Annotated in this window: 19 protein-coding genes; 7 read left to right on the forward strand and 12 right to left on the reverse strand. The window is 47.4% G+C overall.

Features of this window, described 5'->3' with window-relative positions; translation table 11 throughout:
* Nucleotides 1–34: 34 nt before the first annotated feature.
* A complete protein-coding gene (gene dapB, locus H3V14_RS03550) occupies nt 35–841 on the reverse strand; it encodes a 4-hydroxy-tetrahydrodipicolinate reductase (protein WP_198226665.1) in 807 nt (268 codons plus the stop codon).
* Nucleotides 842–1,547: 706 nt separating this feature from the next.
* Here dapB and H3V14_RS03555 point away from each other — a divergent pair.
* Nucleotides 1,548–2,180, forward strand: coding sequence for a hypothetical protein (locus tag H3V14_RS03555; protein ID WP_198226667.1), 633 nt, complete (start codon nt 1,548–1,550; stop codon nt 2,178–2,180).
* 544 nt (nt 2,181–2,724) lie between these two features.
* On the opposite strand, the gene H3V14_RS03560 is transcribed toward H3V14_RS03555, so the two are convergent.
* Entirely contained in the window at nt 2,725–7,041 is a 4,317-nt protein-coding gene (locus tag H3V14_RS03560; RefSeq protein ID WP_198226669.1) for an autotransporter outer membrane beta-barrel domain-containing protein, read from the reverse strand.
* Between the two features lie 616 nt (nt 7,042–7,657).
* Here H3V14_RS03560 and H3V14_RS03565 point away from each other — a divergent pair.
* Complete coding sequence (locus tag H3V14_RS03565; RefSeq protein ID WP_198226671.1) at nt 7,658–7,930, forward strand: hypothetical protein; 273 nt, start codon at nt 7,658–7,660, stop codon at nt 7,928–7,930.
* Between the two features lie 5 nt (nt 7,931–7,935).
* Here the strand turns inward: H3V14_RS03565 and H3V14_RS03570 are convergent, their stop codons facing one another.
* The 10 genes from H3V14_RS03570 to H3V14_RS03615 all read right to left on the reverse strand — a co-directional run bounded on the left by H3V14_RS03570 (nt 7,936) and on the right by H3V14_RS03615 (nt 17,971).
* Nucleotides 7,936–8,970: an ROK family protein gene (locus tag H3V14_RS03570; protein WP_198226673.1), complete on the reverse strand. Its 1,035-nt coding sequence runs from the start codon at nt 8,968–8,970 to the stop codon at nt 7,936–7,938.
* A 104-nt stretch (nt 8,971–9,074) separates the two neighbouring features.
* A complete protein-coding gene (mepA, locus tag H3V14_RS03575; RefSeq protein ID WP_198226675.1) occupies nt 9,075–9,983 on the reverse strand; it encodes a penicillin-insensitive murein endopeptidase in 909 nt (302 codons plus the stop codon).
* Nucleotides 9,984–10,089: 106 nt separating this feature from the next.
* Nucleotides 10,090–11,028: an NAD-dependent epimerase/dehydratase family protein gene (locus tag H3V14_RS03580; protein ID WP_369522670.1), complete on the reverse strand. Its 939-nt coding sequence runs from the start codon at nt 11,026–11,028 to the stop codon at nt 10,090–10,092.
* Nucleotides 11,025–12,173 carry a tRNA epoxyqueuosine(34) reductase QueG gene (gene queG, locus H3V14_RS03585; RefSeq protein WP_198226679.1) on the reverse strand — a complete coding sequence of 383 codons (1,149 nt, stop codon included), beginning with the start codon at nt 12,171–12,173 and terminating at the stop codon, nt 11,025–11,027. The genes H3V14_RS03580 and queG overlap by 4 nt, the downstream gene beginning before the upstream one ends.
* Entirely contained in the window at nt 12,154–12,846 is a 693-nt protein-coding gene (locus H3V14_RS03590; protein WP_075869061.1) for a glutathione S-transferase family protein, read from the reverse strand. Before H3V14_RS03590 ends, queG begins: the two co-directional genes overlap by 20 nt.
* A 700-nt stretch (nt 12,847–13,546) precedes the next feature.
* Entirely contained in the window at nt 13,547–14,203 is a 657-nt protein-coding gene (yihA, locus tag H3V14_RS03595; protein ID WP_198226681.1) for a ribosome biogenesis GTP-binding protein YihA/YsxC, read from the reverse strand.
* Nucleotides 14,204–16,051 carry a membrane protein insertase YidC gene (yidC, locus tag H3V14_RS03600; protein ID WP_198226683.1) on the reverse strand — a complete coding sequence of 616 codons (1,848 nt, stop codon included), beginning with the start codon at nt 16,049–16,051 and terminating at the stop codon, nt 14,204–14,206.
* 14 nt (nt 16,052–16,065) lie between these two features.
* Nucleotides 16,066–16,434, reverse strand: coding sequence for a ribonuclease P protein component (rnpA, locus tag H3V14_RS03605; RefSeq protein ID WP_198226685.1), 369 nt, complete (start codon nt 16,432–16,434; stop codon nt 16,066–16,068).
* A 187-nt stretch (nt 16,435–16,621) separates the two neighbouring features.
* Nucleotides 16,622–16,756 (reverse strand): 50S ribosomal protein L34, encoded by a 135-nt coding sequence (gene rpmH / locus H3V14_RS03610; RefSeq protein WP_075869057.1) that lies wholly within the window; start codon nt 16,754–16,756, stop codon nt 16,622–16,624.
* Between the two features lie 165 nt (nt 16,757–16,921).
* On the reverse strand, nt 16,922–17,971 hold the full coding sequence (locus tag H3V14_RS03615; protein ID WP_198226687.1) for a DUF4105 domain-containing protein: 1,050 nt from the start codon (nt 17,969–17,971) through the stop codon (nt 16,922–16,924).
* 250 nt (nt 17,972–18,221) lie between these two features.
* On the opposite strand from H3V14_RS03615, the gene H3V14_RS03620 reads away from it, so the two are divergent.
* The 5 genes from H3V14_RS03620 to H3V14_RS10980 all read left to right on the forward strand — a co-directional run bounded on the left by H3V14_RS03620 (nt 18,222) and on the right by H3V14_RS10980 (nt 23,894).
* Nucleotides 18,222–18,479, forward strand: coding sequence for a hypothetical protein (locus H3V14_RS03620; protein ID WP_143238813.1), 258 nt, complete (start codon nt 18,222–18,224; stop codon nt 18,477–18,479).
* A gap of 1,504 nt (nt 18,480–19,983) precedes the next feature.
* Nucleotides 19,984–20,262: a hypothetical protein gene (locus H3V14_RS03625; RefSeq protein WP_198226689.1), complete on the forward strand. Its 279-nt coding sequence runs from the start codon at nt 19,984–19,986 to the stop codon at nt 20,260–20,262.
* 18 nt (nt 20,263–20,280) lie between these two features.
* Complete coding sequence (locus H3V14_RS03630) at nt 20,281–21,528, forward strand: alpha/beta hydrolase (protein ID WP_198226691.1); 1,248 nt, start codon at nt 20,281–20,283, stop codon at nt 21,526–21,528.
* An 81-nt stretch (nt 21,529–21,609) separates the two neighbouring features.
* Entirely contained in the window at nt 21,610–22,761 is a 1,152-nt protein-coding gene (locus H3V14_RS03635; RefSeq protein WP_075869052.1) for an Mrp/NBP35 family ATP-binding protein, read from the forward strand.
* Between the two features lie 335 nt (nt 22,762–23,096).
* The gene (locus tag H3V14_RS10980; protein WP_083639727.1) at nt 23,097–23,894 is read left to right on the forward strand and encodes a lytic transglycosylase domain-containing protein; all 798 of its coding nucleotides are present in this window, start codon (nt 23,097–23,099) and stop codon (nt 23,892–23,894) included.
* Nucleotides 23,895–23,908: the final 14 nt, after the last annotated feature.

Below are 23,908 nucleotides of genomic sequence, written 5' to 3' on the forward strand. Positions count from 1 at the left end.
TCTTTCCTCCTTGATAGGGGTTTACTCAAGTCAATTAATCATTAAGGCCCAAAACATCGGACATGGAATAAAGTCCATGCTTTTGTTTGTGCGCCCAGAGTGCAGCTTTCACTGCACCATCGGCGAAAATCGAACGGTCCTGTGCAAGATGCGAAAGAACAATGCGCTCGTTATCGCCGGCAAAAATCACCGAATGGTCGCCGACCACAGTGCCACCGCGCAAAGACGAAAAGCCGATTGTGCCGGTTTTTCTTTCGCCAGTATGCCCGTCACGCCCGCGCACACTCACTTCTGCCAAATTCTGATTGCGGGCCTCTGCGGCTGCCTTGCCTAAAAGCAGCGCTGTGCCGGAAGGGGCATCAACCTTTTTGCGGTGGTGCATTTCGGCAATTTCAATATCGTAATCTTCCATATCCAAGGCCTTGGCGGCTCTTTTGACCAGACCTGCGAGCAGGTTTACGCCAAGGCTCATATTGCCCGATTTGACAATTGTTGCATGGGCGGCAGCCGCTTTGATTTTCTTTTCATCATCTTCGGAAAAACCGGTTGTGCCGATAACATGGACAATGCGTGCCTGCGCGGCATAGCCTGCATAAAGCACACTTGCGACCGGACTGGTAAAATCAAGCACACCTTCGACTTTTGCAAAAACCGGCAAAGGATCATCGGTAATGGTGACGCCAAGATTTGCCTGACCGATAAGAAGGCCGGCATCCTTACCGATGAACGGAGAGTCCGATTTGACAATGGCACCTTGAAGCTCGACACCGTCAATCCGCCCGATTGCTGAAAGAAGCTCTCTTCCCATTCTACCATCGGCACCAACCACAGCCAAACGCATCGTTTTCTCCTGTCTATCATCATCGGGAAATCATTTTCTAACGTTTTATCTGATCGGCAGGAAAATGAGAAGAGCTTTAACCGGTGAATAAAGCGGCATCACGCTTTTTAAAAAATAGCCTGCTGCAAATTTCTGATCACGAATCCTGTCTTCTATGTCTTTCCGTTATGTGCATCTATAGTGCTTTCAATTCCGGTTTTCTCACTTTCTGTTTTTTTAGGAAGTGACGTTCGGGGATTAGGAAAACTTGGCAGAATAGTGTTTTTGTAAAGCTTGCAAGCACGGCTCGCCGGTTTTTTATTCATGAGAAATCGTGCGGAAATTTTTTAGCTATGTGCGAAAGATCGTTAAGTTCAATCAGAAATAATATTTCTGTTTCTGTAAAAAATAAAAAACGGTATTAGGCTTTCGAAAGCGTAAAGCGTTCAATCAGACGAATAAAATTGACGAATTTGTTGAACATTTATGCTAGTAATATCACAATCTGGTTATAGAGGTTTACAGTTTTAAATAGATAATATCATCAATAATATATATGATAACATAACGATATTCTTTTATTATTTGAATTTATATGTGAAATATAATATATTTCAAAATGGCATTAATGAATAATGTCAATCGGGTCCATAAAGGCAGACATGATGGCTGTCATTTCCCCCTTTATTTATGCATCAGGTGGGGTGGTGCATAAGAGGTGAGTAAAATGATAAACACATCCTATTCCGCTTATGGCATTAATCAATTTTCCAATCAGAATACGACTACAACGTCCACAGGTAAGGGAACAGATGCAGCAAACTCGGTTACGGCCGAAAAGTTTCAACCTGCCCGTATTAACGTGACAGATGATGCCGAGAGTTTTAAAGGGCTTTCGCGCAATCAACTTGCTGAAATCATGGCCAATAAAGATGGACTTTACACGGAAGACCAGCAGGACACAGCAGAGTTCTTCATTTATGAGATGGGCATGGATGAATATACGAGGGTTTATCAGGCGACTGGTAGTCATAGAGCTGGTTTCGAGGCGTTGATAAAGTTTGAAGATCAAGCTGGTCCTTTAGAAAAGCAGACGTTTCAATGGGCAAAAAGGCGCGCGAATGCGGTTGTCATTTACGAGAACTATGCTCGAAGCGATGGTGTTATTGCCAAGGATTATGACATCGGAAACAGTCTCTATAAAAAGTTGAAAGCTTTCTATATTCGCATGTCTAACGAAAGTTCTATTGCTTTTCTCGCTGGTCGGGAAATGCCTGATCTTTACGGTGATCCGGAATATAAAAAGATAAAATCGGATTTTTATGCGGAAAACAGAATGGGCTTCAAATTTACCGTGTGAGCCGGTTTCATGTCTTCATTAGCAGAAGTTGTAATTGTTTTGATTGTCTCATGCTCTGTTGTGTATTTTCCGGTTTAATTGTCGGGTAGAGGCGGGATGTTATCAAGCAATCGAAAGGTCAGGATAAGTATAAAAAAGCGGTGGTTCATTGGCGTGATCTCCTTCGTCTTTTAACCGGATAATTCCGCCTTGACGTTCAAACGAAACGACCCTGTCCGGATAATTGAACGGAACGGTTTTACGTTCCGAGTTTTAAGATGCAATCCGAGAGAAGCTTCATTGGTCTAGCATAGGCTTTGAATAGCTCAAAGCTTTATGCATCCATCGGTTTTCGTGTTTTCCACGTTTGCCGCCGTTTGTGTTGATTTTGTTTCAAACATAAAAGGCCTTGCGGAGTGTTTTTTCGTAAGGCCTTAATTCGTTACCGGTCAAAATCTATAAGACAAGAATTTGCTGTCTGTTAAAATCAATTTGGCAAAGCCTGTCTTTTTGAGATTGAAGCGCATTCAAAGCAGAATGCACGGCTCTGCCAAAGCGTGTTTTATCAGAACTCGTATTTGAGTTTGACGCCGCCACCGCCACCTTGGCGGGCGCCGACATAACCCTGACCATCAACATTGATTGTCAAGGCCTTGTTGTCTCTCAACGGGTTCAACTTGAAGCCGGCTTCAAAAATGCCGGTCGAGCCTTCAAGTGACGGTTTGTTCAAATCGAATTCATAAGCTTTTGCACCGACATCGCCGTCAAACTCGTAATCATAGGTTGCGCCAATATAAGGCTTGAACCAGTCATTATATTGATAGGAGTAACGTGTGCCGAGCTCCATGCGTGAACTAATGGACCTGTCAAAATGCAATTGTTCAGCGTCGATCTTGACCGTGTCGCTTTCCATGCGTGTCCATAAATAGCGGCCATAGATATCAAGGGCACGTTTATCATCAAAGTTGAACACATAGCCGCCTGTGACATGGCCACCGAAATAGTCGACCGTGCTGTCATAAGAACCGTGATAGTTGACCACCTGTTCTTCAAGACCGAATTTTCGACCGGCAGTAAACTTTCCATCCGACTGGCCAAAACGCAAGGATGCATCAAGATAAAGCCCGTCAGTCTCGTCGGGTCTCAAGTTTTTGACCAACCCAAGGCCGGTGCCGGCAAATTCGATACGGGCAAGAATGCCACCGCCCTTATAATCGCTATCGCCATCACCATGAACGGAAGCGAAACGGTCGAAGCTGTTATAGGTGTCATAAGTGCCGCGGCCATATTCAAAAAATGCGCCGGTCGTGACTTTATGACCACTTTCAAGGTTAAAGCCGAAAGCGAGACCGGCAATCATATTGAAACCGTCAACGCTGACATGACTTCCGGTTTGATAACGGGATGAAGAACCGCCGGTGATGATAAAGGGAACATAAAGCGGATGATCGAAGCGGGCATCCGTCCTTTCTGCGAGGCCGGCGATTGTGCCCATGCTGTTTGCAATAACATCGGAGCCTTGCGAAACAAAGGCGAGGTTTGCTGCACGCCCTTCCGCATAGGTTTTTGACTGCGGGTTTAATTGTGCCGCCGACTGATCCGGATTGTTGTTTCCTGTGCCTTGATTATTTCCGCCGTTACTCTCGGCGCCATTGCCTCCGGTATTATTGCTGCCACCGTTATTATCTCCACCACCGGTGTTGCCGCCGTTATTATCTCCACCACTGCCGGTATTGCCACCGTTGTGATCGCCGCCACCGGTATTGTCCCCGTTATGATCATTGCCACCGGTATGATCATGACCGGGAGTATTGTCGGTTTTCTGGCTAAATTGCAGAACGAAAGCGGTGTTATCGCCAGCCTGCTTTTGCTTGAGTGTGGTATCGTAAAAGATAAATTGCCCTTGTTTGAGTGTATAGGCTGTCGGTGTCCAGTTGCCGCCGGATTTATCGATCATGGTCACCATATCGCCAGCCATAAATCGCGGACCATTCGGGTCAAGACCGGCAATAGTGTGTTTGGTATTGGTTAAATCAACCGGTGTACCGCCATCGGCAATTTTTATCAGCGTATCGCCATTTTTTACATCCGCCGGCAAAGTCCAGTTATAATTTTCAAAATTATGGATACCGGCAACGGTTCCGCGGTAACCGTTGAGATTGAGAGTGTTGCCGGAAAAAACATCGGCTGTAAGGCTGTCTTGACCATCACCATTAAGGCTGCGACCACCCCAGATCGAGCCATATTCGGTGACGTTTCCTCTCTCATCGCGTTCGCCAATGACAATCTGGTCGCCGTTAAGGGTTACACTATTGTGGTTGGCATTGCCGCCGAACCCGACCTCGCTGTTGATGAGCTGATTTTTGTCGTTAAAGTGCGTACCGGCTTTTCCACCTTGTGAAAGACCGCCATAAATATCTTTATTGATTGCGGATTTTCCGGAAAGCTCAATTCTATTGCCACTGACATCGCCGGCATCGCCACCCTTGCCACCGTTTTTGTCAACGCTCTGGCTAATGTCGCCAAAGCCGCCGTCTCCGCCAATGCTGACGCCGCCATAAACCCCGGATTTATTTTCGCCATTAGGGGTTGTTTTCGTGCCATAAAGTGTCACGTCGGTCAAACTGATACGGTTATTGGTGACATTGCCACCTTTGCCACCATTCCCATTGGTTTGTGTTGCGTCATATCCTATTCCGCCAGCGCCACCGACACTTGCACCACCATAGATACTTCCGCCGTCCGAACCGCGAATGCCGGACCCTTCATTGCTATTGTTTTCGCCTTCGATTTTTCCGGCAGCGCCGCCAGCACCACCGTGAAGTTCTACCCGTTCAAGGATAATGATATTGCCACTCACAGTACCGGCATTGCCACCAACGCCATTTATCAATCCCCCTTGCGAACCATAGCCACCGGCGCCACCAAGGCTGATCCCGCCAAAAACGCTGCCGCCGCCAGTTCCGCCGGCACCGCTTCCCCCCATACTGACGCTCTTGTCGCCTTCTTCGTCCAAGATTGTAATCGTATGGGAGATTGACCCACCGGTACCACCCGCATTGCCATTCAATGTGGAATCGACAATCTTTATCCGGTTATTGATGACATCGCCGCTATTGCCGCCATTGCCATTATATTTTTTTGAATTCGAACCGTTGCCACCGCCGCCACCGGTACTTAAACCGCCAATAACACTGCCGCCGCCTATGCCGCCAATGCCACCACCCTGACCGCCTGTGCCGCCAATACCACCATTCAGTGTTGTGTGATCGAGAGAAATAATATTGTTGCTGACAACTCCGCTCGCGCCGCCATTACCGCCTCTACTCTCGCTATTTTCTGTGTTTAATGCTGCGTCACCGACACCACCGGCCCCCCCCATGGAAAGACCGCCAAAGACCGTACCGCCGCCAGCGCCGCCGGCACCACCACCACTTGTTGTGCTCGAGCCGCCAGCGCCGCCAGTGCCTCCGTCAATTGTTACATCAACCAATGTAATGCTATTGGATTTTACATAATCGGCAATGCCTCCATTACCGCTCGACGTTTCAGCCGCATAGCCGGAGCCACCGGCACCACCGATGGTCATGCCGCCAAAAATCAGACCACCGCCCATGCCGCCAACGCCACCGCCACTATTGGGTGCGCCATCACCGCCTTTACCGGCATTTCCGCCTGTGATTGTTACATGGGTCAGGATGAGTTCGTTGTCATGGATGGCGCCACTATGACCGCCATCAGAATTCAAGGCGCCGCTACCTCCGGCAAAACCACCCCCGCCGGCAATTGCCAGACCGCCTCCGATTATACCGCCGCCGAAACCAGCCGTTCCGCCACTCCCGTTATCGCTAATGGTCGAGCCGCCATTACCGCCATCGGCTCCGGTCAAAGTTACATCTGTTAAAATAACGTGGTTATCGGAGATGACACCCGTTGAACCACCCTGACTATTATGTTGGGTTCCGTTATAACTGATGCCGCCGGCCCCGCCGATAGAAACACCGCCCAACACACTTGCACCGCCAAAGCCGGCGACACTTCCACCGGCTTTCGAACCACCATTGCCGCCTTTGCCACCATAAAGGTCGGTTTTTTTCAAAGTAACATAATTGCCGCTTATGTCGCCTCCGCTGCCACCATTTGAACCATCGGCGGTTGAACGTGTTGACCAGGCTCCGGCACCACCGACACTGATAGCGCCAAAAACCGAACCACCCCCCATGCCGCCAACAGTGCTTCCACGATGGATGTCCCCGGATGAACTATTTCCCTCACCCGCATCGGCTCCATGAATGGCGACATTATCAAGGCTAACATGAACGCCCTTGATGTAGCCGCCATTTCCTCCCAAGGCCACATTTGTACCATCATAGGCGGTACTCCCCGGGGCGCCTGCACTGAGGCCACCAAAAATCGAGCCGCCTCCCATGCCACCAAGTCGACCGGCTTGTTCGGCATTTGTTGCTTTGTTTCCGGCACCGCTCCAGTCATATTCGACATCTTTGACCGACACGGTCGCCCCTGTGTTAGAGGCGCCGTCAATGCCATTATTGCCTGTGACATTATCTTGCACAGAAGCAAAGCCGTAGACATTATAAGGAGAAACAGTGTTTTGCCAAAACGTTCTTTGCCCTGCGACTGCCCCTTTAACGGTCATTATATTGGTTTCATCACCCGTGCGCGGGAGAAGGCTCATGCGGGAAGCGTTTATATCGGTCGGATCCGCGGTTAAAACGCTAGGGTCAGTGCCGTCATAGGTAAGCTCTTCAGCTATCACCGCTTGCATTGTCATACCCGAAAGAGCCACACTTATAAGCACAATGCGCGAAGTCGCATTCAACAAAGCCTTTGGCAGGCGGATGTGTTTAGTAGAAGAGCGCATTACAATTCCTTGTCTTTTCATGGGCCAAGACCCGCATCCCCGACGGTAGAGAAAGCGCTTTTATCTGCCGAAAGTGGATAGATGTTTGGCGCATGAATCAGACAAAAATTTACCGAAAATTAACAAAAATTAAAAGTCAAAAATGGACAGGGGATTTTTTGGGTAAATATTTGAATATAAAAATAAAGCTGAAAAATAGTACAATATTATGAAGGATATCCGAAAAATAAACCTGAGGTTAAAGAATTCACGTCGGTTTTTTTAGACAAAAACGGTTGATGTGGATTATTTTATAAAAAATTCGAGCTGCCAAAATAATTGAAAATATCAAGAATTATATGAATTTAAACAGCTATAAAATAAAAAAAGTTTCTGTCGAACAGGTTGATAGAGTTGATCCCGATTGGAAAAACAACTTACAATATATATATTAAATAAATGCAATTATAAATTGTATAAAACTTGATATAGCTTGTCGGAAATGGAAATATTACGGAATAAATAATATAGAGTCCAACGATATCAATATCACGTGACAAGGGGCAGATGATTTAAAAACAGATATTACCCCGACCTTGACAATATTTTAGCCAAAGAAAACGATCACCTTCAAGCAGTGGAAAACAAATCGGTACGATATTACAAGCCGCTCACCACCCATCAGGTAAAGTTATCTTTGAATGAAGGTCGTCCGGAAGCGCAATTCGCCCGGGATACAAAATCCGTTGATACAAAATCCGCTTATATTTTGAAGCTTGCCCTCCGATATGGGGCAATACTTGTCGTTTATCAAAGCACACGCCAAACGGTGAAAATTGTTTTATATTATGTTCAACGCCTGCATGTGTTTGCCGGTTTCCCCGTCGGGTCGAAAGGGCTTTCCGGATAAAAACGTTATTTGGTGGTTTTCACAAAAAAGCGGCCTTCCATATCAAGCATGAAACGTTCCGGATGGCGGACATAGGATTCCATCCCCACAAGAGCAGCACGCGGATGGGTTAAGACAAAAGTGGGAATGTTTTCCAGAAGCTTTTCATGGGGTTGTTTATGGATAAAATTCCGGCGGAACAGGTTTTCATCAATAAGTGACAGCATTTCCGGCAGAATGCCGCCGCCGATATAAACGCCACCTTCGGCTTTGAAAACCAGGGCGAAATCACCGGCCAATCGCGCCAGATAATTGATGAAAAATTGCACTGCTTCGTAAGCCTGATTTTCGATGGCGCGATGGGGGTGGACGAGACGTGCTTCGGCTGTAATTTCTTCAGGCAATTCGATAGGTGCTTTCACATTGCGCATAGCGCAAATTGCGCGATAGATGTTTAAAAGTCCGCGCCCGCTTAATAATTCCTCGGCGCTAACCCGACCGATGATTTTTTTTAAAAACGGGTAGAGGGCGAGGTCTTCGTCGCTTTGCGGGGCAAAGTCGATATGCCCGCCTTCACCTTCAATCGGGATATAACGGCCGTTCAAATAGATAAGTCCGGCAATGCCGAGCCCCGAACCGGCTCCGATGACAACTTTCGTCTGATCTGTCGCGGTGGTTATTTTGCCGATCGGTTCAAGATATTTTTCGGGCAGAACAATAGTCGAAAGTGCCTGTGCCTCGAAATCGTTGATTAAGAAAACTTCATTGAAACCAAATTGTTCGATGAGTTTTGCCGGCGAAATGACCCAGTTACAATTGGTGAGCTTTATTTCTTTGCCGGTAACAGGACCGGCAATAGCGAGAAACAGCGACTTCGGTTGTGTTTTGATGAGCGGCAGAATAGCCGAACCGATAGCGTCCTCGATTGTTGGAAAATCATTAACTTTGCCGGTTGCAATTGCCATTTGTTCTCCGGCCTGATTGAGGATCAGCGAAAACCGCATATTGGTGCCACCAATATCGCCGATAAGAACAGGAAATTCCAGATTTTGATTTTGCATGAACCTTTCCCCGTTTTGGTGGTTGCCGTTTTTGTGGTTGACGTCGTAATGGTGGTGTCGACGGTTATAATTTTTTTAACCGGAACAAAATTGCAAAGCAGGTTTTATTTAGCCGGTTTTTCCGGTGCGTCCAAAACCGCCGTGCATTCCTTCGGCAATTCCGAAACCATCATGATATGCGGCTTCGGCGGTGTGGTGGTTACGGGTTTCTTCGGCTTTTTATCGGCCCAAGGCTCATCGGTAAACCACCAGGCAAGCGATTTGCCGCAACCGTCACCGGCTGTCACTTTGGGTTGCGGCTTGCAATTTTCAGAACCCGCCTGACATTTCAACCGGACATGGAAGTGCCAGAAATGTCCCCAATAGGGGCGCACCTTCTGTAGCCACGAACGGTCGCCGGTCACCGTGTCGCATAATTGTTTTTTGATGCCCGGATGCACAAAGATGCGTTCGACTTCAGGGTTTTCTGCTGCGTCACGAATAAGAGCGGTGCGTTCGGGAGTCCATTTTTTCGGGTCGGCATAAAGCGAATCTTTTTTAAGCATAGATACGCCTTGCATATTTTCTCTTTCTTCCCGACTTAAACGGTGGTCGGGCATGGGGGTGAGCCAGATATCCGCATCAAGCCCGATCTGGTGGGATGCGTGCCCGTTTAGCATCGGGCCGCCGCGCGGTTGCGAAATGTCGCCGATGAGGAGGCCCGACCAGCCATCTTTGGCTGCCTGTCGCGACAATTGCTCGATAAAGCGTATGGTTGCCGGATGCCCCCAGTTGCGGTTGCGTGAAAGCCGCATGACTTGCCAGTTGGGACCGTCGATCGGCAGCGCTACCGCGCCATTAAGACAACCCTTGGAATAAAACCCGATGGATTGTGCTTGACCGGTCGAGGGCAATTTGACATCGCCAAAAGCCTGTTTTGCCGGTTCGTCACTATGGGCAGCCGCGATAGGCAGAAAAACCGCTGCCAATGTTGTTGCCAAAATCCGGTTGAATGACTTGAACTTTGAAGACATCCCTAACGCCTTTCGAACGCGCAAAATCTTTTTAAAAAGCACAATAATTTAAAAACGTGTCACCCACCTCAAGCGCCTAGCCGCCTTTTTTAAAAGGCGTGCTAGACTAGAGCTTTTTATCCCAAAGATTATCCTTCCACATTGCTTCCAACGCGGTTCGATAATCGGGATATTTCAGATTATATCCTGTTTTTAAAAGTTTATGATTCAATATTCTTTTATTATCACCATAAAAAGAACGAGCCATGGGCGACATATCGGCTTTTTCAAAGGGAACTTCTTCAAGGTCGGTTACACCCATTAATTTTGCCGCATAATGCATGACGGCTTCAGGCGCTGCCGGTTCATTATCGACAATGTTAAAAATGCCTTCACGTTTTGCCGAAGAAAATGCCTTGATAATACCGGCAATATCATCGACATGGATGCGGTTGAAAAACTGCCCCTTTTTAATGACAAGCGTTTTGTTGCCCTGACTCAATTTTATAAAAGGATTGCGCGACGGGCCATAAATGCCGCCAAGGCGCAAAATGGCAACGGGGATATTGTGCTTGTTCCCGAAGGCTTGCCATTTCTTTTCCACTTCAAGGCGGGAAATGTTGCGTTTAAGCGAGGGGTGACAGGGGGCTTCCTCGTCAATCCACCGGCCATCATGATTGCCATAAACGCCAATCGTTGAAAGATAGCCTATCCATTTTAATTCCGGCATAGATCCAAGAATGTCGGGCCGGTTCAAAACTGCATCGCTCATTGTCTCGTCTGGTGAAACCGAAATAACAAGATGTGTTGTTGTTTCAAGCCGTTCAAAAAAAGTCGGGGTCGGCTCGTCAAAAAGAAATGGTTCGATATTGGCGCTTTCGAGAGTGGCGAAGTTTTGTTTTGTGCGTGTGGTGCCGCAAATCCGGCTTTTTGTGGCAGAAGGCGCGGTGTCTGGTGTGTTGGCAACAGGGGCGCCATAAAGAGAGGCGAAGGCGCGAGCAGAGAAGCCCGCTCCAAGCATCATGAATTGTTCCGGTGCTTTTTCGTTTTTCGTTATCCGTTTCACTCTTCCCATTCCTTTAACACATCGGGGTCTGAAGAGAATGTTATAGAAAGCTTTGCCAATTCATCAAATTCCGCTTTGGTGAGGAGTTGTTTCAAGGCCCAGACGGCCATACCGGCAACAAGCGGGTCGGGATCTTTCAAATGCGGCTTCACCACACTGACAAGCGAGCGGTCGGCGCTGTTTCCCGCAGCAATCAGACAATTGCGGATGAAGCGGTTGCGCCCGATGCGTTTGACCGGCGAAGCGGTAAAAAACGAGCGGAAGGCCGCATCATCAAGTTTCAAAAGAAAATCGAGCTTCGGGGCAATCAAGTCTTCTCGTGCTTTAAGTTTGATTTCACGTGTCGTTCGGGCAAACTTGTTCCACGGGCAGGCGGAAAGGCAATCATCACAGCCATAAATGCGGTTGCCGATGGCTTTACGGAATGAAAGCGGGATTTGCTCTTTGAGTTCAATGGTCAGATAGGAGATGCAGCGGCGTGCATCGAGCTGATAAGGGGCGGGAAAGGCATGGGTGGGGCAGGCGGAAAGACAGGCGTGGCAGGAACCGCAATGGTCGACTTCAGGCTGATTAAAAGGGAGTTCGACATTGGTGAAAATGGAACCGAGAAAAAGCCATGAGCCGAATTCGCGGCTCACAAGATTTGTGTGCTTTCCCTGCCAGCCAAGTCCGGCAAGTTGGGCAAGCGGCTTTTCCATAACGGGTGCGGTATCGACAAACACTTTGACATCACCCCCGAAACGCGAAACAAAGCGCGAGGCTATCTGCTTGAGACGCCCTTTTATCAATTCATGATAATCGCGATGGCGGGCATAATAGGAAATATTTCCCGAGCTTTTGTCGGGTCTCTGGTGGAATTCATGTGCATCCGGCCCGTAATTCATTGCAAGCATAATGACCGATTTGACGTCCGGCCATAAATTCACAGGTTCCATACGCCGTTCGGCCGTCTCGAGCATCCATTCCATGGTGCCGTGATAGCCGTGGTGCAGGGCTTCAACAAGGTGATGGGCTGCTTTTTGATTGTTGGAACCGGTGATCGCAATGGCATCAAAACCAAGGGCTGCGGCTTCTTTGAGGAGAAAATCCTTGAGGACCAGAATATCCTTGAGTTTTGCTTTGTCGCTAGAAGTCGAGATCGGCATAATGCGTGCTCGGAGCAATGCCTCTTATGCGATCATTCAAAAGCGGACGGAACGAGGGTCTCGATTTGATGCGCATATACCAGTCGCGCGAGGCAGGAAAAGATTTCCAGTCGATTTCTCCCATAAAATCAAGGACGGAAAGTGAAGCGGCGGCCGCAAGATCGGCATAGGAAATGGAATTTCCGGCGAGCCAATCACGCGAGGCGGAAAGCCATTCCAGATATTTCATATGCGGACGGATATTGGCACGGGCATTGCGCAAGGTTTGTGAATCGGGTGCGCCACCTCCCTGTGCCAGCGGAATTTCACGTTTATAAATACGCTCGCGTACAATGTGACGTGTGACTTCACTTTCAAGTTTCGTTAAAAACCATTCGGTCAGGCGGCGCACCTCTGCGCGTTCGAGCGGGTTTTCGGGAAAGAAGCGCTGGTCACGACGCAAGCCGCCACGCGTTTCATCAAGATATTCATAAATGACATAGGCACCACAAAGCGGCACTTCCCGCTCGGCTAACAATACCGGTACGCTGCCTGCCGGATTAAGCACAAGAAACTCGCGCCGGCGCGCCCATTCATGCTCTTCGATAAGGTTGGTGGCAACATCATATTCGTTAAGGATGAGCCGCACAAAACGGGAAGAAGAGGACATCGGATGATGAAAAAGCGTTAGCATGACAACTCTGGGTTTTTAACAAACTTCAAAAGACCTTATAGAACCCATTCGCACGAAGAACAAGAAAGGGAAGCACGAAGCTGACCTGTTGCAATAGTCATGCTTAATCAATTGTAAAATACGCCAAAAAATTGTTTCTCAACGTTAATAATTTGAAAACGGAATGAAAAACCGGTGAAGCTGAAAAGATGTATTCATGCATTGTCTTGCCGTTCGGGGTGTTTCATCTTCCCCCTTCAAAATTTCCTTGAGAGTTCACTTGAGAGTTCAATTGTAAACCGATGGCTTTCCCGTGAAGACGTTTTTCGGAGAAGTACCAGAGCCTGTTTTTAAAAAGATAGCTCTCGAAAAGGGAGAATTCTTAAAAATGCAACCAGGATTTTTTAAAAAACAGGAAGTGATTTTCCAAGAGCCGGTCTTTACCAACGGTGTTTCAATGATGAGGCTTTGAGTGCAAATAATTTCACGCTTGCCAAAAAGGTTTTGTTTGTTCGTTGTGGCGCGCATTTTCAGCCGCCAGTTTTGAAAACGAAATCGGGCACAACTTGAAAGGGTCAAAACTTGAAATGGTCAAAACTTGGAGGGGCGTAACTTGGAAGGGCGTAACTTGGAAGGGGCGAAACTTGAAAGGGGCAAAACTTCAACCGCGTAAAATTTGACGGGGCAAAACTTGCGTCGTGCAAAATCTAAAGAGCAAAACTTATCGGACGAGCGGATTGGCGGCCTCTAAAATGGTTTCTCTCAAATCATCAAGGCCTATTCCTTTTTCGGAAGAGGTGGCAATGATATGGGGAAAAGCGGCGGGGCGTTTGACGATTACCTTGTGGGTGTTATCAATCAATTTTTGAAGTTCGGCCGGTTTGATTTTGTCGATTTTTGTAAGAACAATCTGATAGGAAACGGCTGCTTTATCAAGAAGGGTGAGCACATCCTGATCGTTCTTTTTAATGCCATGGCGGGAATCAATCAGCACATAAACGCGTTTTAAAGTGGTGCGGCCGCGCAGATAGTCGAAAATGAGCTTTGTCCATTGGTCGACCTGCGCTTTCGGCGCTTCGGCAAAGCCATAGCCCGGCATATCGACAAGTGCAAGCGGTGGCAAATCGTCCACAGTGCCGGCAAAGCCATCCGGCACAAAATAGTTGAGCTCCTGTGTGCGACCGGGGGTGTTTGACGTGCGGGCAAGCCCTTTATGGCCGACAAGCGCATTGATGAGCGAGGATTTGCCGACATTGGAACGGCCGGCAAAGGCAATCTCGGCGGGCCCTTCGGGCGGCAGAAACTTCATTGCCGGTACACCGCGGATAAAAATCCAGTTACGGGCAAAAAGTCCCGCCAATGCAGGACTATCTGTCACTTATTTGGTCTCTTTCTTCGGTTTCTTTTTGAAGATGGCTTTGAGATTGTCCCAAAGTTCGATCTTTGCACCCTGACTTTTCATGATGATTGCCTGCTGGCAGATCGACAGCGTGTTGTTCCATGCCCAGTAAATAACAAGGCCGGCAGGAAACGAGGCAAGCATGAAGGTAAAGACAATCGGCATCCATGTGAAAATCATGGCCTGTGTCGGGTCGGGCGGTGTCGGGTTCATGCGCATTTGCAAGAACATGGTGATACCCATAATGACAGGCCACGCGCCGATCATCAAAAATGCCGGAACATTATAGGGGAGCCAACCGAACAGATTGAAAAGCGAGGTCGGGTCGGGGGCTGCAAGGTCCTGAATCCAGCCAAAGAACGGCGCATGGCGCATTTCAATGGTGATATAGAGCACCTTATAAAGGGCAAAGAAAATCGGGAATTGCACCAGTAGCGGCCAGCAACCGGCAAGCGGATTGATTTTCTCGGTTCTATAAAGCTCCATAATGGCCTGTTGTTGCTTGACCTTGTCATCGGCATATTTGGTGCGGATTTCCATCATTGCCGGCTGTACAACCTTCATGCGAGCCATGGACTTGTACGACTTGTTGGCAAGCGGGAACAAAACCGCCTTCAGGATGACAGTGACAAGCAGAATGGCAACACCGAAATTGTTGGTGAGCTTATAGAGAATGTCGATCAAAGCAAACATCGGCTTGGTAATGATCGAGAACCAGCCCCAGTCAATCAGCAATTCGAATTTTAAAATCTTCAGATTATCCTGATAGGCATTGATGGTTTCAACGCGTTTTGCACCGGCAAACAAATGATTGGTAATGGTTTCGGTTGCACCGGACGCAACGGTGATGGCCTTGCCGGTCAAATCCGACTGGTAATGGGTGGAAAGACGATCGAAATAGACAAAACGGCTCGTATATTCCTCATCCTGCGGAGGAATAGCAGCAACAGCCCAATATTTGTCGGTAATGCCGATAAAGCCGCCTTTGACCTTGTCGAAAACCATTTTCTTTTCATTTGCCGCATCGGGTTTCAAATCTTTCAATGCGGAATATTTTTCTTCCTTGAGGCCATCATCACCGGCAACGCCGATCATGCCTTCATGAAGAAGATAGGTGGCACTTGCGTGTTCGGGAGGAGCAGCGCGGGCAACGCGCGCATAAGGCAGAAGGCTTACAACCGAAGAGGCATTGTTGGTGACACTGTCGGAAATGGTGAACATATAATTTTCGTCAACCGAGATCACACGGTGGAAGACCTGCCCCTGACCGTTATCATAAACAAGATGGACAGGTGTCTTGGGTGTCAAGGTTGTGTTTTCGCCATCCACCTTCCATTCAGTGTTGAATTGCGGCAGGCTTCCGGCAGGCAATCCCTTGCCGGTAAAACCGAATTCGGCAATATAGGTTGTGTTGAACCCGTTCGGATTAAGAAGGGCAATTTCCGGCGAATTCTTGTCAACTGTCAAACGGTAATTTTTCAAAAACAGGTCATCGAACTGGGCGCCAACAAGATTGATTGACCCTTGAAGCTCGGGCGTGTCGATTGCAACACGATTGGATTTTTTAAGTGCCGCGTCGCGTGCGTCCGGTGTCATTTCGAAACCGGCAGGGTTTGTTTCGTCTTTAATTTGGGGCGGTGTTACAGTGCCATTTTCGGCAGTCGGAACGGCCTGATTTTGCGCGTTTTCATCTTTCTCGATCTGGCGGGCAATTTCCTGAGCCTTTTGCTGGTCGGCATTTTTCGGCGCAACATAAAAATACTGCCATGCAAGAATGATAAGGAGCGACAATCCAATAGCAATGAAAAAATTACGATTATATTCCATGAGCGATTGTCCTGTTACCGTTTCGAGTTTTGTAATTTTTGCCTGAACCGGCGTTCCATTTCTCCGGTCAGGCGGTCAAATGATGCTTCAAGCGCATCGGGCCGCGCAATAATGACATAATCTGTCCCGGCGGCAATGTCACGCTTTAATGAAAGCCGGAAAGCTTCGCGCAAACGCCGCTTGATGCGATTGCGCTTGACTGCATTACCATTTTTGCGCGTGACAGTAAAACCGACACGCGGCAAAGTTGTGGATTTGATTTCTTCCGGTAAATCCCGGCTTTTCGATTCGAGAAGAAAAAACGGTCCACGCCGTTTTTCACCGTTTCTTAATGCCAAAAAATCCGCCCTTTTACGAAGGCGGAGGAAGGATTTCTCACTCATCGGAAAAACCTCTAACAAAACTCTGCCTTGAAAGAGCGGGTTTTAACGGGTGTCTCAACACTGGCCTATTGCAACGGAAAAGGGAAAAATAGCTAGTCAAAAAGCCCATCTTTCCCGCCGTTGTAAAATCCCTGAAAAACCGGAAAATTGAAACCGGAAGAATTGAAAAAACCTGAAAAATTGAAAATCAGGCTGAAAGGCGCTTGCGACCGCGGTTGCGGCGAGCGGCGACAACTTTACGGCCACCAAGGGTTGCCATGCGCGCACGGAAGCCGTGGCGGCGTTTACGGACAAGTTTGGACGGTTGATATGTACGTTTCATTTATTTAACATACCGCGGCGTGCGGCCCTTCTTGGTTCTATGTGCGGTTTCCCGCCGGTTGAACAGTTTTCAAACCTTGTGCTTCTAAACAAAGTGCTCTGAATAAAGTACTTCGAATAAAGGACAGGGCAATTTTTGCGCTTATACGGTTTAGTTTTCGCCGAGTCAATTGCCGTTCGTGTTTTGCACCCGTCTGATATCAACAGAATATTGGTCACGACGGCCATTTATCTGGGGCTCTATATGGGCTTCGTCAACAAGCTCTTTTAATGATTTTTCTGTATTGACCACTTTGAGGTCATAAAGATAGGAGGGGAGCTGTCCTGAAAAGAGAATGCGCCAGTCAAGCGGAATACCGGGGTCGAGAATGCGCGCCATGTCGAAAACGACTGTCGTGCAATTGGCCGTAACCGTGTTATAAAAGCGCGCCTGATGGGCAAGTTTGTCGGCTGTTTCAAGATAGTTCAAAAACAGGTCTTTTATCTTTTCTTTGCCCACATTGATCGGGTAGCGATAAACATTTTCATGACGGATATCGGTGCGCAGTTTTATGATATCTTCTTCGGGAGCGGCAATCATAATCAATTCAAATTCTTTGAAAAAACCGCCAATGGCAGAAAAGCTCTGCTCTTTTGTGCGCCGGATTTCGGCAGAAAACACCAGATGGCGTCCGTCCTTGAATGTAAAGCCCACAAGCGTATGGGCAATATAGGGCCCCATCCAATAGGATAAATAGACATCAAGACCGACGAGATCATCGACATTATAAGTCCCGTTTTCCCAGTTTTCCTTTCCCTCGTAAGGCGCAATCCAGTCGAAATTGCGAATGTTTTGAAGATGGACAATATCGGGATTGATGGGGTCGAATGTGGCTTCCACACTGCGCGCAAGCTCGGGTGCCCAATCACGGTGCAGTGTCGGCCTGATTGTCGACCACCAAATGATCACGCCGATAAACATGAGCGCTAAAAGAATGCGCGATTTCCATGGGGTTTTGAATTCGAGGACGAGCGCATAAATGCCGACAACCAGCCATAAAACAGCAACAAGAACAAAGCCCGCCATATTGAATGGCAACTGGTAGAAAAAAGCAAACAGGCTCCAAACCAGCATAAAAAAGGCAAAGATAAGCCAGATTGCACGCGCAATCTGCCCGAAAAAGCGTGTCAGAATATGTTTTGATGTGTGCCCGTTAGTGGAATGAAGTTTTTGCATAAAATATCCGACTGGTTATCTGGTTGTGCACCCGCTTGGTCGCCCCGATTTTTTAAAAAATCAACTCTCCATTTTCAATCTATAGCAGAATGTTTCAAGTAGAACTTTCACGGTTTTTTCAGGTTTCAGGTAGACGTTTTAAAAAAAACAATGCATCCGGAACTTTTCAAGCGAAAAATTTCGAGAAAGAAGAATTTGGTTGTGTTCATCATTAAAACAACCTATGATTGCCGAAGGCAGTTTTTGGGGAGTGAGTGTAGCGAGTTTCAGGATGACCGACCATTGCAACAATATGCAACGACTGATCTTTATGATTCGTCAATATCTTTCATCGGAAAGTTACGTTATGGAGTGTTCGTCCAATGGTGTTTTCGAGGTCGAGCGGGCGGTTAGAGAATTTCATCTTTATGATCCCGAATGCGATGTGAATGATGAATTTTTGCGCGAGATGTTGTGTGTGGAAGCCTTGCGCAAGGGCATGGCTTTGCATTTCGGTAAAGAAATTTAACTCTTTGGAAAATTTAATTTTTTAATGACCTGTTGGATTTTCGCCTTATATTCGAGGGGGTAAAAATTCACCTTTCTGTGAGAAATGGCTTTTTCTCTGTAAGGGGCTTTTGTGTCAGCGTCATTTCAAAACCCGTTGCCGGATGATCGACAAAAATGTCAGAGCAAATTTTGAAATAAAATTTTATTGGCGATTGTTGGGAGGTGCGACAGGATGAGACGCCTTCAAGCTTGAAAAAGGCTGTCATCTGTCAGTCCATTAATTTATTTGGCTAACCATCAATCAGTCTGCTTTGTTGCAATGCTTTTTCCAAATATTTTATCTAGCGTTCAGGGAAAAACTGTGTGGATGTGGGGCAAAGATTTTAAAAAAATACAACCTATGCGAGAAAAATAGACAAAAAGTCCGGTTTGCCTGACATGGTTCGTCTCATTTTTTCGTCTGGCTTTTCGTTGGGCTTTTCGTCTGGCCGTCAAGTCTGGCAGTGCGTGAGAAAGTTCTATGCGAAAAGGCGGTGAAAGATAACCTGACTTGAAAATAGCAATGTTTCATAAAGTGGCGAGCAGCAAAATAGCGAAAGGGGTGTTGAAAAAAAGAAAGGCAATAAAGAGGAAGAAGAAGCCGGAGAGGTGGCGAAAGGAATAGAGGGCTCCGGAGTTTTCAGGAAAAAATCCGCTGATATTTAAAATCCGGAAAACATAAAGGTGCTGGAAATATGAGAAATGAGAGAGGTGAATGAGGAGGGCGAGAAAAATTCAAAACGAAGCGCAGGGAAAAAAGCGGCAAGAAAAGGGCGGAAAATTAAAAAAATCACCATGGCAACGGGAGCGGCGAGGAAAAAAGGAAGGTCGGGTGAAACGGGAAAAGAGGAGAGACAAAAACAAAGGTAAAAAAAATGATAGGTGGCAAAAGGGTAAGGGAGAAAGCCGGAAAGAAGAAGGAACCGGAAAAGAAGTTGCCCACCCCTAGGAGCATGCCACCCGTAAAAAGACAATAGCGCAAAGGAAACTTGCGTCAACGCTTGTCGATTGTTTTGTAAATAAATTACACGGGAAAGTTGTGGAAAAGTGTTTCGAAATTGCATGAGCAAGGTCAACAGAAGATCAAGACCATAGCAAAAAAAGAACACACGGAAGATATGGCAATAAAAATAAGGAAACTGAAAAGCGGGGGCGAACAATAAAAAAGAAAGGCCAATCGAGAATGGAAAACAGGGGAATAGAGCAAAAACAAGCGGAGGTAAAAAGTAAAAGCAAGGGGGGGGAGCAAAACAGGCGGGAGCAGCAGTGGGCGGGGAGGTGGCAACGTTCACGCGTGCTTGATGATTACCAAATCTTGCAATGCGGTTGCAGGGATTAGACGACGATGAGGATGCCGGAAGGTGAGGAAAGACAGAAAAGAGGGAAAATAGAAAAGATGTGAGGAATGAAGAATATGAGCGGCCAGTAGAACGTGGGAGGAAAAGGTGAAAGCGGCAACACGATAAGGAAAAGATAGAGACGCAATGGAGGAGAAAAGAAGGACATGGGAGGGAAGGAAAAAAACGGAAAACAGAAAGTTAAGGGGTGGGGAAAGAGTTTCAGAAAATATAGGAAGCAAGCGGGAAAAGTTGGTCAATCATTGGTCGAAAAAGAAACAGTTACTTCAAGAAAGCATGACGATTGCCGCCCGAATGCGTGATGATTGCCCTCTTGGGGCGGATGGAACCTTACCCGTGAACGAGGTTATCACTGCCAATTGTTTTGCCGAAATCGTGAGAAATACCTATATTGATAAAGTCTGATAACGTGTTTTTTAAATTATGTTTATGAAAAAGGGATCAGGTTTTATTCTTGCATTTCTGCTGCTGGTTTTAACAAATTTTATTTGTGACAGCGCATTTTCGGCCGCGGCCGTAGAGCCGCAGGCGACAATTCAACAAAATGGAACATCCGGACTTATTGTACCAGACAATAAATTTTTGAAAAACAGCACTGCCCTTGCTGCCAAAATGTCCGAAGAGATTAATTTCAGGCAAATGGGCTTGCCCCCAAGGAACATGAAAACTTCAGCTGTTCAATCTGCTAAAAGGCAAACGCCTGCAAATTTACATGTTGTCTCGAAGAAGGGCTTGCCGGTTAAAAATGCGGCAATGGGGACTATTGGAAATGCGCCTGACAGTAAAAGAAAAGCACCTTTCATTATGATCAATGCAACGCTGCCCGAAGCGGTGAACACAAAGGTTCCGCGGCCGCTCGAATCCGGCCTTTTTAAAATGCCACAAATGCAAAAACAGGAAGGAAGAGCCGCTTCAAGAGGAAATGAAGACGACGCTTCAAAAGGAAAAACCCCACCATCAGGAAAAGCCGTGCCATCAGGAGAGACTGTCATGCAGGAAAACAGCGAAGGCCGAATGAACCTTGTTCATTTGCCGGATTTTACTTATCGCATCGACCGTAGCGATCATCCTTCGGGGGAGGTTGTTATTCTGCTTCATGGTTCGGGTGGCGATGAAACGACGCTTTTTCCTTTTGCCCGCCCGATATGGCCGAAGGCAACGCTCATCGGCATTCGCGGGCGCATTGTGCAGAATGGTGAAACGCGCTGGTTCAAAAAGATAACGCCGACAAAATTCGACGAGAAAGACGCAAGTAGTGAAGCCGATGCTTTTGTAAAATTTATGGGAAACCTTGCCGAAGAGCATCATTTCGATTTGTCGCGGGTAACTTTTGTGGGCTATTCCAATGGCGCGAATTTGCTGGCTGTGATTATGATGCGCCATCCCGGTTTTGCCCGCCGCGCCATTCTTATGCGTTCCATGCCGGTCATGGACAATAGAGACAAAGAGGATTTGTCGAAAAATCGGATTTTGATTATTTCGGGTAAAAAAGATGCGCTTTATTCGCCTTTCGCGCCGGCTTTATTGTCGGTTTTCAAGAAAAATGGTGCAAAGGTTGATGCAGCGATGGTCGATAGTGACCATATGATAGGCGAAGCTGATCGGGATGTTATTGTCAAATGGATCAAAGAACAGAATCCGGATCGTATTTCGGCCAATACAAAAGTTTAAAAAACTGCTCGTTAGCCGGTTGACCAAAGGCTTTCCGTCGCGATAGGAAAGACAAAAATCCAGCAGATTTGCAGGAAGGAAATGCGCGTGTCCAATATCACAAGCGATGCTGTTATCGACGAATTGAGAAAAGTAAAAGGGCCCGATTTTGAAAGCGATATCGTCTCGCTCGGGCTGGTTTCGGAAATATTCATTTCCGATGGAAAAGTGTTCTTTTCGATAACTGTGCCGGATGAAAGGGCACAAGAACTGGAGCCGTTGCGGCAGGCTGCCCAGAAGGTGGTCGAGGCAATGGATGGCGTCAAAGCCGCAATTGTCACATTGACCGCCGAGAAAAAGGGTTCGGCCAATGCCGGTAAAACAACAACTAGCGATGAGCCCCATAAAGCACCGGCAAAAAGAATTGTTGTCGAACCGGGGCACGCTAGCCCGAAGATTGCGCGTGCGAGCCACGGCATTGGTGAAAAAAAGCCGATCGAAGGGGTCAAACATATTATCGCTGTGGCTTCCGGCAAGGGTGGCGTTGGCAAATCGACAACAGCAATCAATCTGGCATTGGCACTTGCCGACAGGGGCTTTAAAACAGGGCTTCTTGATGCCGATATTTACGGGCCGTCATTGCCAAGATTGACCGGCCTTATCAACCAGCGTCCGCGTGCAGTTGAAGGCAACAAGCTTGAAACACTTGAAAAATTCGGCCTGAAATTGATGTCGATGGGCTTTCTCGTGGATGAAGACCGCCCGATGGTTTGGCGGGGGCCGATGGTGATGTCGGCTGTTACACAATTTTTGCGTGATGTTTTGTGGGGACCGCTTGATGTGCTGGTTGTCGATATGCCCCCCGGCACCGGCGACGCACAATTGACACTTGCCCAGCAAGTGCCGATGACCGGTGCAGTGATTGTTTCCACTCCGCAAGATCTCGCACTTGTCGATGCCCGCAAGGGAATCGAAATGTTTACCAAGGTCGGCGTGCCGATTTTGGGTGTGATCGAGAATATGAGCTATTTTATCGCTCCCGATACCGGCAAACGCTATGACATATTCGGCCATGGCGGGGCGCGCAACGAAGCCCATCACCGGCAGGTGCCCTTTTTGGGCGAAATCCCGCTTGATCCGGACGTTCGTGCTTTGTCGGATGCGGGCACGCCTGTCTTCATTGAAAAGCCGCAAAGCGTTTTTGCCAAACTTTATCGGGAGATTGCAGAAAAGCTCGCAAATAACCTTTCGTAAACCATGTTTTGCCAAGTCGAACAAGTTGTGCTAGGTTGACTTTGCAACCGACGTGCCTAGATGTCGTTTCGGGAAGCTTGAAGATATTGTCTCAACAGTTTGAAACAATATTTCAAGGTGTCATTAAAAACGGGATTATCCCCTGTTTGAATTAAGTTTTTAAGGGGTTATCCACTTTGATGACAAGAAAATGACGCTTTGGTCACAGGATTGCCATGAAATCGGCAAATAAAGGCCGGAACGCACTTTTTGTACTGTGTATGTGCGTTTTGACAGCCGTGATTTTGGCTTTCTTTAAAAAGTTTGCATAAGTTTGAATAAAAAACGGGTGGTGCATGACTAAACGACGTTTGATTGTCAGCGGTAGTATTATCGTATTAACGGGGTTTTTGGGTGCCTGTACACAGCAGAACAAACCGAAGACCGAACTCACCGATGCGACCACGTCTATAGCGCGTGTCGGAACAATGACGACACCTCTATCGTATGGCTATCTGATCGATAAAAAAATTCCGGTGCCGGTGTTCAAGGAACTTTCCTATACCGGCAAGGAAGCAAATCCGGCAGCACTTGCCAAAGCAAATGCACTAAATTCCAATGCGGCCAATCCCAATGCATTGAAAAGCCAATCCGGTCCTGTTGAACTTGCCCATGCAAGTCCGGAAGTCGAACAACTCATTTCCAAATATTCAATGGCCTATAATGTGCCGGAAAGTCTTGTAAGACGCGTTGTCAAACGCGAAAGCAACGGCAATCCCAATATTCGTAATGGCCCATATCTCGGATTGATGCAAATCAGCCATCCGACGGCCAAAGGCATGGGTTATCAGGGCGACCCGAAGGGGTTGCTTGACGCAGAAACCAATTTGCGTTTCGCGGTAAAATATCTGGCCGGTGCCTATAAGGTTGCCGATGGTAACGAAGCGCAGGCAGTGCGCCTTTATGCCCGTGGTTATTATTATGACGCCAAGGCCAAAGGTCTGCTTGACGAGACGGGGCTTGGTGACAATTCCGGCATTTCCGATGATGCCAAAGCCGCCGTTGAATCGGTTACCAGACAAAAGACCGATGCAAGTACAGGTAACGGCACTGTCAATATTCCGATCCCTCAGCTCAAAAACAGCGGTACATGAGTTTTTTAAAAACA

The organism is Bartonella sp. W8151 (assembly GCF_016100385.1).
GTDB classification, from domain to species: Bacteria; Pseudomonadota; Alphaproteobacteria; order Rhizobiales; family Rhizobiaceae; genus Bartonella; species Bartonella apis.

Excerpts from the sequence above, each read along its gene's own strand:
- H3V14_RS03555 (WP_198226667.1), top strand. The coding sequence starts at position 1,548 with ATGATAAACACATCCTATTCCGCTTATGGCATTAATCAATTTTCCAAT.
- H3V14_RS03635 (WP_075869052.1), top strand. The coding sequence starts at position 21,610 with ATGCGCGTGTCCAATATCACAAGCGATGCTGTTATCGACGAATTGAGA.
- queG (WP_198226679.1), bottom strand. The coding sequence starts at position 12,173 with ATGCCGATCTCGACTTCTAGCGACAAAGCAAAACTCAAGGATATTCTG.
- H3V14_RS03615 (WP_198226687.1), bottom strand. The coding sequence starts at position 17,971 with ATGCAAAAACTTCATTCCACTAACGGGCACACATCAAAACATATTCTG.
- rpmH (WP_075869057.1), bottom strand. The coding sequence starts at position 16,756 with ATGAAACGTACATATCAACCGTCCAAACTTGTCCGTAAACGCCGCCAC.
- H3V14_RS03630 (WP_198226691.1), top strand. The coding sequence starts at position 20,281 with ATGTTTATGAAAAAGGGATCAGGTTTTATTCTTGCATTTCTGCTGCTG.
- yidC (WP_198226683.1), bottom strand. The coding sequence starts at position 16,051 with ATGGAATATAATCGTAATTTTTTCATTGCTATTGGATTGTCGCTCCTT.
- H3V14_RS03590 (WP_075869061.1), bottom strand. The coding sequence starts at position 12,846 with ATGCTAACGCTTTTTCATCATCCGATGTCCTCTTCTTCCCGTTTTGTG.
- H3V14_RS03570 (WP_198226673.1), bottom strand. The coding sequence starts at position 8,970 with ATGCAAAATCAAAATCTGGAATTTCCTGTTCTTATCGGCGATATTGGT.
- rnpA (WP_198226685.1), bottom strand. The coding sequence starts at position 16,434 with ATGAGTGAGAAATCCTTCCTCCGCCTTCGTAAAAGGGCGGATTTTTTG.
- H3V14_RS10980 (WP_083639727.1), top strand. The coding sequence starts at position 23,097 with ATGACTAAACGACGTTTGATTGTCAGCGGTAGTATTATCGTATTAACG.
- mepA (WP_198226675.1), bottom strand. The coding sequence starts at position 9,983 with ATGTCTTCAAAGTTCAAGTCATTCAACCGGATTTTGGCAACAACATTG.
- dapB (WP_198226665.1), bottom strand. The coding sequence starts at position 841 with ATGCGTTTGGCTGTGGTTGGTGCCGATGGTAGAATGGGAAGAGAGCTT.
- H3V14_RS03625 (WP_198226689.1), top strand. The coding sequence starts at position 19,984 with ATGGAGGAGAAAAGAAGGACATGGGAGGGAAGGAAAAAAACGGAAAAC.
- H3V14_RS03560 (WP_198226669.1), bottom strand. The coding sequence starts at position 7,041 with ATGCGCTCTTCTACTAAACACATCCGCCTGCCAAAGGCTTTGTTGAAT.